Genomic DNA, 15,629 nt, shown 5'->3' on the forward strand with positions numbered 1-15,629 from the left:
GCAAAATTGAAAAACCACAAGGTGTTCATCGCAAAAAAGATACCCACGGAGGTTGAAAAATATATCGCCAGCCACTGCGAATATGAGATGTGGGATAAGGACGAGAAAATCCCACAAGAAATTTTGTACGAAAAAATCAGCGACGTAGATGGAGTGATGTTATCACAAGTGAGGGTGGATGGCAGGTTTTTCGATTATGCTCCAAAACTAAAAGTCGTAAGCGCCATTTCGGCAGGATATGACAATTTTGATACCAAGGAAATAATAAAAAGAGGGATCTTGGCAACCCACACCCCGAAGGTATTGGACGATACAGTTGCAGATCTGGTTATGGGCCTGGTTTTATCCACAGCCAGGAGAATACCCGAGCTCGATAGATATGTAAGAGAAAATAGATGGAAAAGCAGTGACGCAACAACGCTTTTCGGCAAGGATGTCAGCCATGCCGTACTGGGAATAGTCGGCATGGGAAACATCGGAAGATCTGTAGCCAAGAGAGCAAAATTTGGATTTGACATGGAAGTCATCTACCACAACAGAAAAAGAAATGCCGAGGCAGAAAGAGAGATTGGAGCAGTCTATGCTGAGTTTGAAGAATTGCTTGGGAAAAGCGATTTTGTGGCAGTGATGACTCCCGTCAACGAGAGCACTCGTAAAATGTTCAATAAGGGAGTGTTCGAAAAGATGAAAGACTCGGCGATACTGATAAACGCATCAAGAGGAGAGGTTGTCGATGAGGATGACTTGGCAGAAGCTTTGACAAATGGGTTAATAGCAGGTGCAGGATTAGATGTCTATGAAAAGGAACCAATAGGGAGGAACAACCCCCTTTTGGGGATGAAAAACGTAGTTTTACTGCCGCACATTGGTTCGGCAACACAAAGCACAAGATCAAAGATGGCAGAAATAGCTGCTGAAAGCATGATAAAGTCTTTGAATGGAGAAGCTTGCGAATACCTGATTCCGGAGCTTAAAAATGCAAAGTTAACATGTGAAAAGTAATTGTACTATAGGTACAAGCATTCAGTGGTTTTTAATACAGGGATGACATTTAAAGATGTCAAAGTTTCCAATATAATTTAAATAAGAACAGTGTATACGGGAAATAAAATTAAAGCTCTGAAAGGAGTAGACATGGAAAAAGCATTACTAATCAAGGTAAATCCAAAAGACAATGTTGAGATAGTAGTAAACGACGATGGAATTAAAAAGGGAAGGACCTGATAGATATAAACGCGGGGATCATCGCCACAGGTGAAGCTACTATCGAAGAAGTGGGAGAAGAAATTTTCAATCTTATTTTAGAAGTGGCGAGCGGTGATAAAAAGACATGGGCAGACCATTGGGGCATAGAGAATGCTTTGTGCCTGTTCAACCCTGCGCCGGTAACATAATGCAAATCTTAAAGTGAGGACACTTTGAAGGAGGAAAAAATTTGAAAATAGAAGAACTCATAGGTGTAATACCGCCGATAATCACGCCGGTGGATGATAATGAAAACGTGGATGTAGAAGGACTTAAAAGAGTCATTGACCACGTTGTAGATGGCGGGGTTCACGGAGTGTTCGTTCTTGGAAGCAACGGCGAATTCTATGCTCTGGACAATGAAAATCAAAAGCTGGCTGTAGAAACAACCGTCAAGCACGTTAATGGAAAAGTTCCGGTGTATGCAGGGACAGGTGAAATAACTACAAAAGCATGTGTAAAGGCAGTTCAGATGGCTGAAGATGCAGGAGCTGACGCTATGAGCGTTCTTACCCCAATGTTCATCAATCCTTCTGAAAAGGAAATGTATGCACATTTTGAGACTATTGCCAAAGCTACAAGCTTGCCGATTCTTTTATACAACAATCCTGGAAAGACTACCAACAATATTTCTGTAAGCATGCTGAAAAGACTTGCCGAGATAGACAATATTATCGGAATCAAAAATACGTCACTGGATTTTTCCCAGACAGTTGAGTATATTGACGCGACTAGAGACAATGATACTTTTGAGGTTTTAAGCGGAACGGACTACTACATTTACGCTACGTTGATGTATGGCGGAGTGGGATGTGTTGCAGGAACGGCGAATGTCGCTCCAAGACTTGTTTCAGACATTTACGATAAGTTTGTTGTAGGAGACTATAAGGGTGCAATGAAGTCTCAGTTTGACTTGGTTCCTCTAAGAAAAGCTTACAATTTCGGAAGCTTTCCTGTAGTTATGAAGGATTGCCTCAACTTGATGGGTTTAAATGTGGGACATCCGGTAAAGCCCATCGGTCACTGTTCAGAAGAAAAGATGGAAGATTTAAAAAAGGTACTGGCTGATTTAGATCTAATCTAAATGTCGGTAAGAGGTGATAATATGGCAAATATTCGAGAAGATGCAATGACGGTAATAAAGGAGTCAATCGAGGCTGTTTTGCCGGATGTTGCAGTTAAAAGAGCCCTTGAGGACAAAGAGTTTTATACAGATGTATACGTAATAGCCATTGGCAAAGCTGCCTGGAATATGGCTGATGCAACCAAGGATGTATTGGGAGACAAGATCAAAAGAGGTCTTGTTGTAACCAAGTATGAGCACTCAATGGGTGAGATCGAAGGTTTCGAAATAATAGAGGCCGGCCATCCCATTCCTGATGAAAACTCGGTGCTGGGGGCAAGAAAAGCTCTTGAGCTTGTAGAATGCCTCGGAAAAGATGACAAAGTGATATTTTTAATATCCGGCGGAGGATCGGCTCTTTTTGAAAAGCCGTTGGAGGGCGTCAGCCTGGAAGACATAATGGATATCACGAACCAGCTGCTTGGTTGTGGAGCAGACATAGTTGAGATCAACACAGTCAGAAAGCATCTTTCAGATGTAAAAGGCGGAAGGTTCGCCCTGGCATGCAAGAATACCACCGTGTACTCCATAGTGCTTTCAGATGTTTTGGGAGACAAGCTGGATTCCATAGCCTCAGGTCCCGCTTACCCGGATTTTACGACCTCGGAACAAGCAATGGAGATAATAGAAAAATACGGCCTTCATATCGAAGATAACTTAAAAAAAGCCATTATGATAGAGACGCCAAAGGAAATTGGCAACTGCGAGACTATAATTACTGGAAGCGTGACTGCATTGTGCGAAGCAGCTGCTGAAAGTGCTTTAAGGCTTGGATATAAACCAATAATACTTTCCTCAAGTGTTGAGTGTGAAGCAAAAGATGCGGGCAGATTCATGGCGACGATCATTAAGGAAGCCAAGAAAGAATCTCCGAGCAGGTTCGCGCCACAATTACCCTGTGCTGTTATTGCAGGGGGGGAGACTGTAGTAAGGATCATGGGAAAAGGCAAAGGTGGAAGAAACCAAGAAGCTGCGCTAGCTGCTGCGATAGAAATCGAAGGTATTGAGGATGCGGTGTTCTTCTCTCTTGGTTCAGACGGAACAGATGGTCCAACAGATGCGGCAGGTGGCATAGTTGATGGAAAAAGTGCTGAGAAAATCAGAAAATCAGGCATCATGCCGGAAGTCTACTTAGACATGAACGACTCATACACTGCACTTAAGGCAAGCGACGATTTGATAATCACCGGAGCTACCGGAACAAACGTCAACGACGTAATGGTAGCTTTGTGCAAATAAGATATATAAATTAAAAACTGAAAAGGAGAATTATATTATGAAATTAGGATTTATCGGACTGGGAATCATGGGCAAGCCCATGGCAAAAAACTTAATCAAAGCAGGACACGAATTGGTTGTCCTTGACTTTAACAAAGATGCTGTAGCTGAACTTATAGAACTAGGAGCCGACATCGCGCAGACGCCTGCAGAGGTGCTTAAAAAAGCAAATGTAGTGGTTACTATGCTTCCGAATTCACCACACGTTAAGGCTGTTGCATTAGGCGAAAATGGACTTGTAGAGAGTGCAACCGAAGGTTGCGTGCTCATTGACATGAGCTCTATAGCTCCACTTGCAAGCAAGGAAATCGCAGAAGGACTTGCTGCAAAAGGCATGGAGATGTTGGACGCACCTGTAAGCGGTGGCGAGCCAAAAGCTATCGATGGAACTATAGCTATCATGGTAGGTGGAAAGAAAGAAAACTTTGACAAATACTATGACGTACTTATGGCAATGGGTGGTTCCGCAGTATATGTTGGAGAAATCGGAGCTGGAAATATCGCGAAGCTTTGCAACCAGGCAGTGGTAGCTATAAATATCGCAGCTGTATCAGAAGCGATGATCCTGGCTAAAAAAGCAGGCGTAAGCCCTGATCTTGTATACAAGGCTATCAGAGGTGGCTTGGCAGGAAGTACGGTAATGGACGCTAAGGCGCCTATGATGATGGACAGAACTTTTGATCCAGGGTTTAGAATTGACCTTCACATTAAGGACATGACAAATATTTTAGAGACGTCAAGAAGCGTAGGAGCACCGCTTCCGTTGTCTGCACAATTAATGGAAATGATGCAAGCGATCAAGCTTGACGGATGTGGAGTCGAAGACCACGCAAGCATAGTTAAATTCTACGAAAAGATAGCAAACGCAGAAGTAACTAGAGACTAGGGAAAATAAAGGTCACTGAGAGGAGATTATAAATGGGCAATTCACCAACTGTTGTTGAAATGCAGGTAATACCTGTCGCGGGAAAGGATAGCATGCTGCTAAACTTAAGTGGAGCGCACGCGCCCTACTTTACAAGAAATATCGTCATAATGAAGGATACAAACGGAAACACCGGGTTAGGTGAAGTTCCGGGTGGAGAAAAAATAAGGCAGACATTGGAAGATGCAAAAGAGCACATCCTGGGAAAGAGCATAGGCAACTACAAGAACATCATGAACACAATTCAAAAGGTTTTCAGCGATAGAGATGCCGGTGGAAGAGGATTGCAGACTTTCGATCTTAGAACTACAATTCATGTTGTAACGGCTATAGAATCTGCGCTTTTAGACCTTTTAGGACAGCATTTGGAAGTTCCTGTCGCAGCTCTTTTAGGAGATGGACAACAAAGAGAAAAGGTAAAAGTGCTTGGGTATCTGTTTTTTATAGCAAATCCGGACAAGACGGATTTACCGTATTTCAGAAACAAGAATGCAGAAAACGAGTGGTACAAGGTCAGACATGAAGAGGCAATGACTCCTGAAGCTATAGTTAAGCTTGCTGAAGCATCTAAAGAGCTGTATGGCTTCAATGACTTCAAGCTTAAAGGCGGAGTATTAGAAGGAAAAGAAGAAATCAAGGCAATTAAAGCCTTGAAGGAGAGATTCCCGGAAGCTAGAATCACGCTAGATCCAAACGGCGGATGGTTGCTTAAAGATGCTATCGATTTATGCAAGGACATGCACGGTGTTTTGACATATTGCGAAGATCCATGCGGCGCGGAAGAAGGATTCTCAGGAAGAGAGATTCTCGCTGAATTCAGAAAAGCTACAGGACTTCCCACTGCTACCAATATGATAGCTACTGACTGGAGACAAATGCAGCATTCTGTTGCCCTTAACTCTGTCGACATACCTTTGGCAGATCCTCACTTCTGGACTATGTCAGGCTCGGTAAGAGTTGGACAAATGTGCAACGAGTTCGGTCTGACTTGGGGATCACACTCAAACAACCATTTTGACATATCTCTTGCCATGTTTACGCAAGTTGCGGCAGCGGTTCCTGGAAATGTTACCGCCATCGACACTCACTGGATCTGGCAGGAAGGCATTGAGAGACTTACAAAAAATCCGTATAAAATAGAGGATGGACACCTGTCGATACCAAGCAAGCCAGGTCTTGGACTTGAGATTGACATGGAAGAAGTACAAAAGGCCCACGAAATTTACCTTAAAGAAGGTTTAGGTGCCAGAGATGATGCCATCGGAATGCAGTATTTGATTCCAGGATGGAAATTTGATAACAAGAGACCTTGTCTAGTTAGATAAAGACAATTTTTCATACCTAACTCCCTTGAAATAACAAAGAAGCAGCCGATTGACCGGCTGCTTCTTTGCATTATGTCGCTTATATACAATAAAAAGAGATTTTGTCATATGTAAAGCATATGGGCATTGCTTGAAATTAAACATATAATTTAACTAAGAAACAACTTGAGGAGGTATTAATCATGGAATTTAAGAAATTTGGCAATAAATACATCATAAGGCTGGATAAAGGCGAGGAAATAATCGCTACGGTAAAATATCTTTGCGAAAAGGAAGGCGTCACACTTGGTTGGATCAATTGTTTTGGAGCAGTCAACAAAGTAGAGCTGGGGCTTTTCAAGACAGAAGAAAAAGAATACAGCGTAAGAACTCTTGAAGGTGATTTTGAAATAACCAGCCTTATGGGCAATGTTTCAACAAAAGAAGGTGAGGTTTACCTTCATATGCACATAAACCTATCAGATATCGAAAACAAGGCCTATGGAGGCCATCTAAATGCCGCATATGTAAGTGCGACGGTTGAAATGGTGCTAGAAGCTATCGATGGCAGAATAAACAGAAAATTCAGCAAGGAAATCGGCTTGAATTTATTTGATTTCTAGTAAGAACGAGTCTGTTGGGGAATAATATATTTGCTTTGTTAATTTGAATTCTATAATTACAAATGAACGCCATATGTTATTATCAATAAAGAAAAGTGCAAGGGCCGAGAAGTGATTCAAAGTATTCTCTAGCTATGGATTTGTCCTATTCTGGGTATCAAAGAAATTTAGGATAAAACCGCTGAAGTAGCAGCGCGACTAAAAAGTTAAATCTCAAAGTAAAAAAGAGAACCCATCAAGACCAAGAGGCCTTTTCAAAGCCTTGAATCTTGTAAGTTCTCTATATTGTTAGTTATTTGAGGGATAATCAGTTGTTTGACGATAGTCCTTGTTCATTTACTGATATCTTTTACGGTCTTTCGAAAAATCAGATTAACAGGAACATTTATTATCAGTCCCGTATTGTATAAGTCGTATGGGCCGTGAACCGCGCTCTCTATGGCTATCTTTGCCATAGTAGAAATTTTTGTATCAACTGTCGTTAAATCCGGCTCGGTGTACTTAAGCTGTTCCATGTTGTCAAATCCCACGATGCTTACATCATCGGGTATAGACATTCCCAACTCTCGTATTGCTTTTATCGCTCCTATGGCCATCATGTCGTTGAAAATAAAAAGTGCCGTGGGTTTTTCTCCATCTTTTTTTCCTTCGAAAATTTCCTTGGCACAGTTAAAGCCGCTTTGGTATTCCCAATTGCCAATCGCAATATTGCTTCTTTCCAGTATCAATCCAAAATCATAAACGGCTTTTAAGCAGCCTGTCAATTTTTCATTAGAAGTGTAATAACTTTCAGGTCCGGTTATAACGCCTATGTTCTTGTGTCCCATGCTGTAAAGGTGCTTCATCACGTTATATGCACCTCCCACGTTGTCATAAGTCAATGTAGGCAAGCCAAGGTGGTGTTCGTTTAAAATAATGGCAGGGATATTCATTTTTCGCGCCATTTCTATGTACTTGCTGTCTATGTTGGAAACAAAGATTATGGATAGATAATTTTGGCTTTTAAGGACTTCTGCCATATTTGTCGATGCATTAATTGTTGTGTAAATTACCTGGCAATCGTTGTTTTTTCCTTCTATCTCAAGGTAGTAAAAAAGTTCAGCGTAATACGGCTGCATTATTTTTTTGCTATTCTTTTCATCATCGGATATGAATATGCCGATGATGTTTCCTTTACTGTTTGAGTTTACCGGGTTAATCTCGTTATCATTGATGTCGTTTTCGAATACGACCTTTGTGCCTACTCCTGCCTTTTTCTCAACCAGGCCGTCTTTGACCAATATCTCCAGTGCTTTTCGAACGGTCGTGCGTTCCACCTGAAAACGAAGGGATATCTCTCTTTCCGAGGGAAGAAGGGAGTTGGAAGGATACCTTCCCTCGAGAATTTCTTTTTTAAGCGTTGAGTAGACCAGATCGTACAAGTATTTGACGTTTTCCATATATGTTCCTCCTGTATAGGTATTTAACTACATGTTAGTCTAGCGTGGTGCGTTTTTTACTATGAATTATTGCTATATCTCTATTATACACAAAAATAAATATAAATCAATAGAAAAAAACTACATGTTGGTTTTTGTGGGACATATATGCGAAAGCCTTGTATATCAACGGAATTGGGTTAAATTCAAATAAAAATAAAAATGTTGAAATAACAATGCCTGTGTGTTAATATTAATTCAACGATATGTATGCAACATGTATCTTTAAAGGCGGTAAAAACATAGAATGGCAACAAAAGAGGGCTAAAAAAACCTACAGGTTGAACCACCTGGCCCGTCCTGCCACCCGGGATAATTTAATGTCTCGACAAAATTTATCGCTGATTGAAGATCGTGTGCAATAAAAGTATTAGGGAGGATATGTAATGAAAAAAGGGAAAAGAAGGTTTTTGAAGTTGTTTGCATTTGTAGCGGTATTGGCGCTGATGACATCGTTTGCAGGATGTCAAAGCGAGGATGAGTTTCCGAGTAAGCAGATATCATTGGTAATTCAGGCAGCACCAGGTGGAGAATCGGATATGACAGGCAGGTTGGTAGGCCAGACGATGGAAAAAGAGCTTGGGGTGCCTGTAGTCGCATCAAATAGAACCGGAGCTGCCGGAGCTGTGGCGTTCCAATATGTTAAATCACAAGCTGCTGATGGTTATACTATTGGTATTTGCCCTGCTGAAATAGCAATGGTGCAAGCTTTGGGTCTGTCGGAGATAGTTCCTGACGATATGGACTTCTTAGGTGGCGCAGCAGAAACATCGTCATCTTTGATTGTTAGCGCAAATGCACCTTACGACACTCTTGAAGAGTTTGTAGAATATGCAAAAGCAAATCCAGGTCAACTGAAAAGCGGAACAGCTGGAGCGGGTTCGACTCTTCATATAGCAAGCGCATTATTGGAAAGAGCGGCGGATATAAGCTTTAACTATGTTCCTTATGATGGAAGCTCTGAAGCGATAACCGCTCTTATGGGTGGTCACGTTGATATTGTAACTATAGGAGTATTGGCTGCTAAAGCTGGTGTTGATTCTGGAGACTTGAAAATCCTTGCCATTCTTGGAGAAGAAAGAGTAGAGCAGTATCCAGACGTACCAACAGCACAAGAAGCCGGTGTAGACTGCGTTTACACTACATGGGTAGGCCTTTATGCTCCATCAGGATTGGATGCTGATGTTAAAGCTACGTTAGAAGCTGCGGTTAAAGCCGGTGTAGAAGGAGAACCTTACCAAAACTTCGCAAAAGAAAGAGGACTTACCATAAGATACAGAACAGCTGCAGAGTTTACTCAGTTCGTTAACGAAAATTATGAAATGTACTCTGAATTGATACCAACCCTTAACTTGAATTGATAGCACATCAGTTTCGGCCGATGGGGGACCGTCGGCCGAATTTTAAAAAAGGAAGTGGAGTGTGTAAAATGTTAAAAAGATTGCTGAATGCGGATGCTATTTTTGCAAGTATAGTTTTAGCTATCAGTGTAGGATTTTATATAATGTCTCTGTCGTTTACAAGGGAGACTGTGGGTGGAAATGTAAATGAGGGGTTTTTCCCCAGGATGCTGGCAGTCGGCGTTGCTTTAATGGCTTTGTACATCATCATTGGAAGCATTAAGAACAATGTGCATTATTTTGAGCTTAAAGACGGAAATAAAGATATTTTAAAAACTGTGGGCATCTGTATGTCTCTGTTCGTACTTTACATAATATCATGGAATCATGTTCACTTTTTGATAAAAACAATCATTTTTTTACTTGCCATGTGTAGAGTGCTTAAGCTCAAGCTTTTGTTTTCTGTAATATACTCTGTTGTTTTTAGTGTAGGGATATACATGCTTTTTACCCAGGCATTCAGAATTCTTTTGTGAGGAGGCGAAGTTATGGAATGGATTGAATCATTAATAGGTGTTTTTTCGCCATCCGTATTGATTTTCTTGATACTGGGCGTTTTAGCGGGATATGTCATCGGCGTTTTGCCGGGCTTGTCCGCGACAATGGCGGTAGCCATACTTACTCCGGTTACGTTTTGGCTAAGGCCGGATCAAGGTTTTGCAATGCTGATAGGAGTATTTAACTCCGCGATATTCGCAGGAGGCATATCGGCGGTACTTATAAACACACCGGGAACTCCGGCATCGATAGCAAGCACCTTTGACGGCTATGCAATGACCCAAAAGGGGCAACCGGGCTTGGCCCTTGGACTCAATACGATTTTCTCTTGTATTGGCGGATGGTTTGGAACATTGGTTCTTGCCTTGGCTGCATTTCCTTTAGCCAGATTTGCCTTGAAGTTTGGCCCTACCGAATACTTTGCAATAGCGATATTTGGACTGGCCATGATGGTAAGCGTCTCAGGGAAGTCGATAATAAAGGGATTGATGATAGGGTATCTAGGTCTTCTTTTATCCACAGTTGGAGCAGATCCAATGTTTTCAACACCCCGATTCACATTGGGTGTTACAGAGTTGTTCGACGGGATTTCGTTTATTCCGGTTATGATAGGGTTGTTTGGATTAGGTGAAATCTGGACCCAGATGTATGATGGGGCTAATCTGGAAAAAGTTGAAAGAATAACATGTCTTGGAAGGATCTTTCCCACATGGAAAGAGTTCAAAGCCTGCATGCCCGGGTCTGTAATAGCATCGATAATTTCGGTTTTTGTCGGCATAATACCTGGAGCCGGTGGAGATATCAGCGGAATAATCAGCTGGGATCAGGCCAAGAGAATTTCAAAAAAACCTGAAGAGTTTGGCAAGGGTTCAGTAGAAGGTGTAGCTGTAACCTCTCTTTCAAACAATGCGGCTCTTGGAGGCGCGCTGATTACGATGATGACGCTAGGAGTTCCTGGAGAAGCAGTATCTGCAGTTCTGATTGGTGCATTGATGATGTACGGAATGGATCCGGGACCATCCTTGTTTTCAGAAAATGCCGCATTTGTCCATACTTTCATAATGTTGATGATGGTAGCTTACGTATTGATAATGATCATCGGGTTGTTGTCGGCTAAGCATTGCAACATCATTTTAAATGTAAAAAAAGAGCTTATCTGGATGACTGTTATAGTATTTTGTGTTGTAGGCGCGTTTTCGATGAACTCTTCATATATTGATGTGGTGATAATGGCCATAAGCGGTTTTGCAGGATTCTTCTTCAGAAAGATGAACTATCCACTAGGTCCGATAATACTTGGATTGCTTCTTGGAAATATGGCGGAGAGCAACTTTAGAAGGTCGATGGCCATGTTCAACGGTTCATATACAGCGTTTTTTACAAACCCGATATCTGCAGTTTTGCTGACATTGGCTGCATTGGCTATAGTGGTTCCGTTGATCAAGCATATATTCAAAAAAAGAGAAAACTACATATAAGCAAGAGGAGGAGTAGATTTGGAGAATTGTTTTTACTGCGAAAAATCAGACAAGCTGAATGAATTGATGGTCAAGGTAATTGATCTTGCTTACTCAGATGTCTACCTGATAAGAAATCAGAATTTTCCAGGCAGATGCGTAGTAGCTTACAAAGATCACAAGAGAGAACTCTTTGAGCTTGAAAAACAAGAGTTGATTGGCTTTACTGAGGAAGTGTCGCTGGTAACAAAGGTAATAAACGATATGTTTAAAGCGGATAAAATGAACTACGGGATATACGGAGACGGAGTTCCGCATCTTCATTATCACATTGTACCCAAGAAAAAAGACGAGTATTGTTGGGGAGCGCCCTTCAGTTTGACCGGTAATGATAATTACTTAGAGGAAACCGAGCTTCAGGATAGAGCGGCGAAAATCAGAAGTGAAATTCAAAAGGGTAGATGAAAATGAAAAAGACTATAGAACAATTGTACGAACACAAGATCATCGCAATAATCAGGGGAGTGAAACTTACTCAGATGGCCTCTTTGGCAGATGCATTGCTAAAAGGCGGTATTTGCTGCATGGAAGTTACATTCGACAATTGCAGCGAAAGAGGTCAGCAAGAAACACTGGAAAGTATCCACATATTGAAAAGAACATTCGATTCGCAAGTAGTGCTTGGTGCAGGGACTGTTCTAACGGAAAAACAAGTTTGTGATGCCCAAAACGCTGGAGCCTCTTTCATAATATCTCCCAATGTATCTAAGGAAGTAATAACAAAAACAAAAGAGCTTGGAATGGTCTCTATACCTGGAGCGATGACTCCCAGTGAAGTAGTGGCGGCGCATGGATTTGGTGCAGACATAGTCAAGCTTTTTCCTGCGGGCATGTTTGGAGTATCTTATCTAAAAGCAGTAAGAGGGCCCTTAAGGCACATACCTATGATGGCGGTGGGAGGAATAAATCCTGATAATATAGCTGAGTTTCTGGAAGCAGGAGCTTGTGGTGTCGGCATCGGAGGCAACTTGGTGAATCTTAAATATATTAAAGACGACAGATATGACTTGATTAGCGCTGAAGCAAAAAGATTTTCAGATGCTATAAAAATATAAAATATAAGGAGCAGTTATAATGATAGATTTTGTTGTGAACAGACAAGTGCTGGTAGGAAAAGATACAATTGACGAAATTGGTGGAATACTGAAATGGAATGAAAAAAAGAAGGTTTTGTTGGTTGTGTATAACCAAAATGCGGATTGTGTTAAAAAAATAATCGACTCAATCGTAAAAAGCGGCATGGAGTATTCCATCTATGACAAAATTCAGGCAGAACCTGATCTGGAAGTCATAGATAACGGCGTTGCATTATGCCTGGAAGAAAACTGCGACAGCGTAGTTGCTGTCGGAGGTGGAAGCGTGATCGATGCTTCAAAAACCATAGCGATGATAGCGGCCAACGGTGGAAAGACTATAGATTATCAACTGGGTGGAAAAGAAGTCGAAAAGCTTCCCTTGTTTTATATAGCTGTTCCAACCACAGCAGGTACTGGTGCCGAAGCTACTAAAGTCAGCGTCATATACAACAAGGAAAAGGGATGGAAAAAAGCGATTTATCACACTTCGATGATAGCGCAAACAGCAATACTTGATCCAATGACTACTGTGGGATTGCCTCCTAAAGTAACTGTTTTCACCGGGATAGATGCTATTACTCATGCAATTGAATCCTATGTTTCTGTTTTCTCAAATGAAGTGTCAAAGATGTACTCGTTGAAGGCGTTAAAATTATTGGCAGACAATATCGTGAAGGTGTATAACGATCCTAATGATATACAAGCAAGAGAAAATATGCTTTTAGGAAGCTATTTCGCGGGATGCGCGATATCTGTAGGCACGTGTCTTGCCCATATCGTGGGACAGCCTATGGGTGCGATACACAAAATTTCTCACGGTGAAGCATGCTCCATATGCTTGATACCTTCCATGGAACTGAACCTTGAATACGCTTTGGAAGAATACGCAGAAATCGCAAAGGTGCTCGGCGTAAAAGAAGATGGAAAGAAAAACAAAGAGATTGCCTTGGAGGGAATAGAAAAGTTAAGAATTATAGCAAAGGCTATAAATGCTCCCGAAAAACTTACTGAATATGTATCAAAAGATAAGATAGATGTTGAATATATGCTGGACAACATTCAAGGTTCCATGGGACATATCAAGACCAACCCCCGTCCTGTAAGCCGTGAGCTTTTCAAAGAACTTATTGAATCAGTCATATAATCCAAAGTATCCGGCGAGGAGAGTAAAAAATGAAAAAATATAATATTACCATTGATACGGGAACAACCAATACCAGGACTATTTTATGGAATGAAGAAAAAACAATGCTTGCTGTTTCCAATAGCCCGGTAGGAGTAAGAAATACAGCTATTGACGGAAATAACCACCAGCTTAAGGCTGCAGTTAAAAGATGCTTGCTGGAGTTGCTGGAGACTGAAAACATAGGCTTTGATGATATCGGTTGGGTAATAGCAAGCGGTATGATTACATCAAACGTGGGCCTTGTCGAGATTCCGCATTTGGTAGCTCCTGCCGGAATAAAGGACCTTGTAGAGGCAATCGAACCGGTGTTGCTGGAAGAAATCTGTCCGCTGCCCATATGGTTCATCCCCGGCGTAAAAAATTCGGGAGACAAAATAGATGTTTCAAATTTTGAAGCTATGGATATAATGAGAGGTGAAGAGGTCGAAAGCTGTGCGATAATCGACGGACTTCACGATAACAACAAGATGCTGCTGGTTTTGCCGGGCTCCCACACCAAATTTGTTGCTGTGGATGAAAACGGCAATATGACAGGTTGCCTTACTTCTATAGCCGGCGAGCTGATATCGTCAATAACAAACAATACTATCATAGCCGATGCCGTGGGCAGAAAGTTTGTTCAGGAGGATACATATAACCAGGACATGTTGCTGCTTGGATACGAAACTGCAAAAAAAGTTGGGCTGGGACGTACTTGCTTTTCGGCAAGGATCTTAAATCTATTTGCGGCAAGAAGCAATGAAGATATGGCCAACTTCATCCTAGGAGCTGTATTGCAAGATGACGTGGCGGCGATAAAAGCCTCTGATGCAGTCAAGGCGGATGGAAATACCACAGTTGTAGTTTCGGGCAAGAATCCATTGCAGCAGGCTTTGCTTGACATATTCGAGCATGACAATTCCTTTGCAAAGGTAGTGTCCTTCACTCCTGAAGGTAACATGCCCTTGTCAGCTGTAGGAGCATACTTGATAGCAGAGCAGAACAAATCGATACGGGAGGTAGTTTAGATGGTAGGAAAAAAGGTCGTCATAACAGATTATCAATATGAAAATGTGGATAACGAAAGAAAAATAGTTGAGGAAGCCGGATTTGCCTTGGAGGTCTATAATAGTAAGGAGAAATCGGATGTAATATCAGCTGTCAGAGAAGCTGATGCTGTAATAGTTCAGTATGCTGATATCGACGAGGAAGTAATTTCCCATATGGAAAAATGCAAGGTAATAATCAAGTACGGCATAGGTTTCAACAACATAGATACAAAGGCTGCATCCCAAAAAGGCATTTATGTATGCAACGTTCCGGATTATGGCATAGATGAAGTAGCAAACCATGCAATCGCGATGATTATGGCACTTGCTAAGAAGCTGATAACTATCGATGGGGCTCTGAAAAAGGGTGACTGGAGCTATGATTCCATAATACCTCTTTACCGTATGGCAGGAAGCACTTTAGGGCTCGTGGGTCTGGGAAGGATTCCCATGTCTGTGGCAAAAAAAATGAAGGGATTTGATATGGAGATACTGGCTTATGATCCTTTTGTGGATAAAAAGCTTGCAGAAGAAAATGGCGTGAAGTTGGTGGACTTTGATACTTTGTGCACAAAAAGCGACTTTATATCCGTCCATTGTCCTTTAAATGATGATACCCTTCATCTATTCAACAAAGACGTCTTTGATAAAATGAAAGAGACTGCATATATTATAAATACAGCCAGAGGTCCGGTAATTAACGAAGCCGACTTGATTGAAGCGTTAAAGGCGAAGAAGATAGCCGGTGCAGGTCTTGACGTATTTGAGGTCGAACCGATCACCAAAGATAACGAGCTGCTAAACTTGGACAACGTCATAGCAACTCCCCACATAGCCTGGTACAGCGAGCAAGCCATAAATTCAGTCCAATCTAAGGCAGCTATAGAAGCTGTCAATGTAATCAGCGGAAACAAGCCGTTAAACCCGGTAAACAGTTTCTAGCAAAAA

The 15,629-nt window shown here is 41.6% G+C and carries 16 protein-coding genes; 15 read left to right on the plus strand and 1 reads right to left on the minus strand.

What is annotated here, in order from left to right; all coding sequences use genetic code 11:
* The first annotated feature begins 6 nt into the window (after window positions 1-6).
* The 7 genes from BUB93_RS06115 (at window position 7) to BUB93_RS06145 (ending at window position 6,498) form a co-directional block, all read left to right on the plus strand.
* Window positions 7-1,002 (plus strand): 2-hydroxyacid dehydrogenase, encoded by a 996-nt coding sequence (locus tag BUB93_RS06115; protein ID WP_073270207.1) that lies wholly within the window; start codon window positions 7-9, stop codon window positions 1,000-1,002.
* Window positions 1,003-1,274: 272 nt separating this feature from the next.
* Complete coding sequence (locus BUB93_RS06120) at window positions 1,275-1,394, plus strand: hypothetical protein (RefSeq protein WP_242945396.1); 120 nt, start codon at window positions 1,275-1,277, stop codon at window positions 1,392-1,394.
* A 41-nt stretch (window positions 1,395-1,435) separates the two neighbouring features.
* Window positions 1,436-2,329, plus strand: coding sequence for a 4-hydroxy-tetrahydrodipicolinate synthase (gene dapA, locus BUB93_RS06125; RefSeq protein ID WP_200789441.1), 894 nt, complete (start codon window positions 1,436-1,438; stop codon window positions 2,327-2,329).
* Window positions 2,330-2,350: 21 nt separating this feature from the next.
* Window positions 2,351-3,607 carry a glycerate kinase type-2 family protein gene (locus tag BUB93_RS06130; protein ID WP_073270208.1) on the plus strand — a complete coding sequence of 419 codons (1,257 nt, stop codon included), beginning with the start codon at window positions 2,351-2,353 and terminating at the stop codon, window positions 3,605-3,607.
* Between the two features lies 1 nt (window position 3,608).
* On the plus strand, window positions 3,609-4,532 hold the full coding sequence (gene garR, locus BUB93_RS06135) for a 2-hydroxy-3-oxopropionate reductase (protein ID WP_423230801.1): 924 nt from the start codon (window positions 3,609-3,611) through the stop codon (window positions 4,530-4,532).
* Between the two features lie 32 nt (window positions 4,533-4,564).
* Window positions 4,565-5,896 (plus strand): enolase C-terminal domain-like protein, encoded by a 1,332-nt coding sequence (locus tag BUB93_RS06140; protein ID WP_073270210.1) that lies wholly within the window; start codon window positions 4,565-4,567, stop codon window positions 5,894-5,896.
* A 182-nt stretch (window positions 5,897-6,078) separates the two neighbouring features.
* Entirely contained in the window at window positions 6,079-6,498 is a 420-nt protein-coding gene (locus BUB93_RS06145; protein ID WP_073270211.1) for a PPC domain-containing DNA-binding protein, read from the plus strand.
* 332 nt (window positions 6,499-6,830) lie between these two features.
* Here BUB93_RS06145 and BUB93_RS06150 read toward each other — a convergent pair whose 3' ends face one another.
* Window positions 6,831-7,937 carry a GntR family transcriptional regulator gene (locus tag BUB93_RS06150; protein ID WP_073270212.1) on the minus strand — a complete coding sequence of 369 codons (1,107 nt, stop codon included), beginning with the start codon at window positions 7,935-7,937 and terminating at the stop codon, window positions 6,831-6,833.
* Between the two features lie 425 nt (window positions 7,938-8,362).
* On the opposite strand from BUB93_RS06150, the gene BUB93_RS06155 reads away from it, so the two are divergent.
* From BUB93_RS06155 to BUB93_RS06190, 8 genes are all read left to right on the plus strand, one after another.
* On the plus strand, window positions 8,363-9,337 hold the full coding sequence (locus tag BUB93_RS06155; RefSeq protein ID WP_073270213.1) for a Bug family tripartite tricarboxylate transporter substrate binding protein: 975 nt from the start codon (window positions 8,363-8,365) through the stop codon (window positions 9,335-9,337).
* Between the two features lie 68 nt (window positions 9,338-9,405).
* Window positions 9,406-9,852, plus strand: a complete 447-nt coding sequence (locus BUB93_RS06160) for a tripartite tricarboxylate transporter TctB family protein (protein ID WP_073270214.1) — start codon at window positions 9,406-9,408, stop codon at window positions 9,850-9,852.
* Window positions 9,853-9,864: 12 nt separating this feature from the next.
* On the plus strand, window positions 9,865-11,352 hold the full coding sequence (locus BUB93_RS06165; RefSeq protein ID WP_073270215.1) for a tripartite tricarboxylate transporter permease: 1,488 nt from the start codon (window positions 9,865-9,867) through the stop codon (window positions 11,350-11,352).
* Window positions 11,353-11,370: 18 nt separating this feature from the next.
* Window positions 11,371-11,796, plus strand: a complete 426-nt coding sequence (locus BUB93_RS06170) for an HIT family protein (protein ID WP_084117036.1) — start codon at window positions 11,371-11,373, stop codon at window positions 11,794-11,796.
* A gap of 2 nt (window positions 11,797-11,798) precedes the next feature.
* Window positions 11,799-12,446 carry a bifunctional 4-hydroxy-2-oxoglutarate aldolase/2-dehydro-3-deoxy-phosphogluconate aldolase gene (locus BUB93_RS06175; RefSeq protein ID WP_242945398.1) on the plus strand — a complete coding sequence of 216 codons (648 nt, stop codon included), beginning with the start codon at window positions 11,799-11,801 and terminating at the stop codon, window positions 12,444-12,446.
* A 19-nt stretch (window positions 12,447-12,465) separates the two neighbouring features.
* Entirely contained in the window at window positions 12,466-13,611 is a 1,146-nt protein-coding gene (locus BUB93_RS06180; protein WP_073270217.1) for an iron-containing alcohol dehydrogenase family protein, read from the plus strand.
* 29 nt (window positions 13,612-13,640) lie between these two features.
* Window positions 13,641-14,660: a 2-dehydro-3-deoxygalactonokinase gene (locus BUB93_RS06185; protein WP_073270218.1), complete on the plus strand. Its 1,020-nt coding sequence runs from the start codon at window positions 13,641-13,643 to the stop codon at window positions 14,658-14,660.
* A complete protein-coding gene (locus tag BUB93_RS06190; RefSeq protein ID WP_073270219.1) occupies window positions 14,661-15,623 on the plus strand; it encodes a C-terminal binding protein in 963 nt (320 codons plus the stop codon).
* Window positions 15,624-15,629 lie beyond the last annotated feature (6 nt).

It is taken from the genome of Alkalibacter saccharofermentans DSM 14828, from assembly GCF_900128885.1.
Classification (GTDB): Bacteria; Bacillota; Clostridia; order Eubacteriales; family Alkalibacteraceae; genus Alkalibacter; species Alkalibacter saccharofermentans.

Bases quoted from the DNA above. Each gene is read 5' to 3' on its own strand.
- BUB93_RS06130 (WP_073270208.1), top strand. From the start codon at position 2,351: ATGGCAAATATTCGAGAAGATGCAATGACGGTAATAAAGGAGTCAATC.
- BUB93_RS06140 (WP_073270210.1), top strand. From the start codon at position 4,565: ATGGGCAATTCACCAACTGTTGTTGAAATGCAGGTAATACCTGTCGCG.
- BUB93_RS06145 (WP_073270211.1), top strand. From the start codon at position 6,079: ATGGAATTTAAGAAATTTGGCAATAAATACATCATAAGGCTGGATAAA.
- BUB93_RS06150 (WP_073270212.1), bottom strand. From the start codon at position 7,937: ATGGAAAACGTCAAATACTTGTACGATCTGGTCTACTCAACGCTTAAA.
- BUB93_RS06155 (WP_073270213.1), top strand. From the start codon at position 8,363: ATGAAAAAAGGGAAAAGAAGGTTTTTGAAGTTGTTTGCATTTGTAGCG.
- BUB93_RS06160 (WP_073270214.1), top strand. From the start codon at position 9,406: ATGTTAAAAAGATTGCTGAATGCGGATGCTATTTTTGCAAGTATAGTT.
- BUB93_RS06165 (WP_073270215.1), top strand. From the start codon at position 9,865: ATGGAATGGATTGAATCATTAATAGGTGTTTTTTCGCCATCCGTATTG.
- BUB93_RS06175 (WP_242945398.1), top strand. From the start codon at position 11,799: ATGAAAAAGACTATAGAACAATTGTACGAACACAAGATCATCGCAATA.
- BUB93_RS06180 (WP_073270217.1), top strand. From the start codon at position 12,466: ATGATAGATTTTGTTGTGAACAGACAAGTGCTGGTAGGAAAAGATACA.
- BUB93_RS06185 (WP_073270218.1), top strand. From the start codon at position 13,641: ATGAAAAAATATAATATTACCATTGATACGGGAACAACCAATACCAGG.
- BUB93_RS06190 (WP_073270219.1), top strand. From the start codon at position 14,661: ATGGTAGGAAAAAAGGTCGTCATAACAGATTATCAATATGAAAATGTG.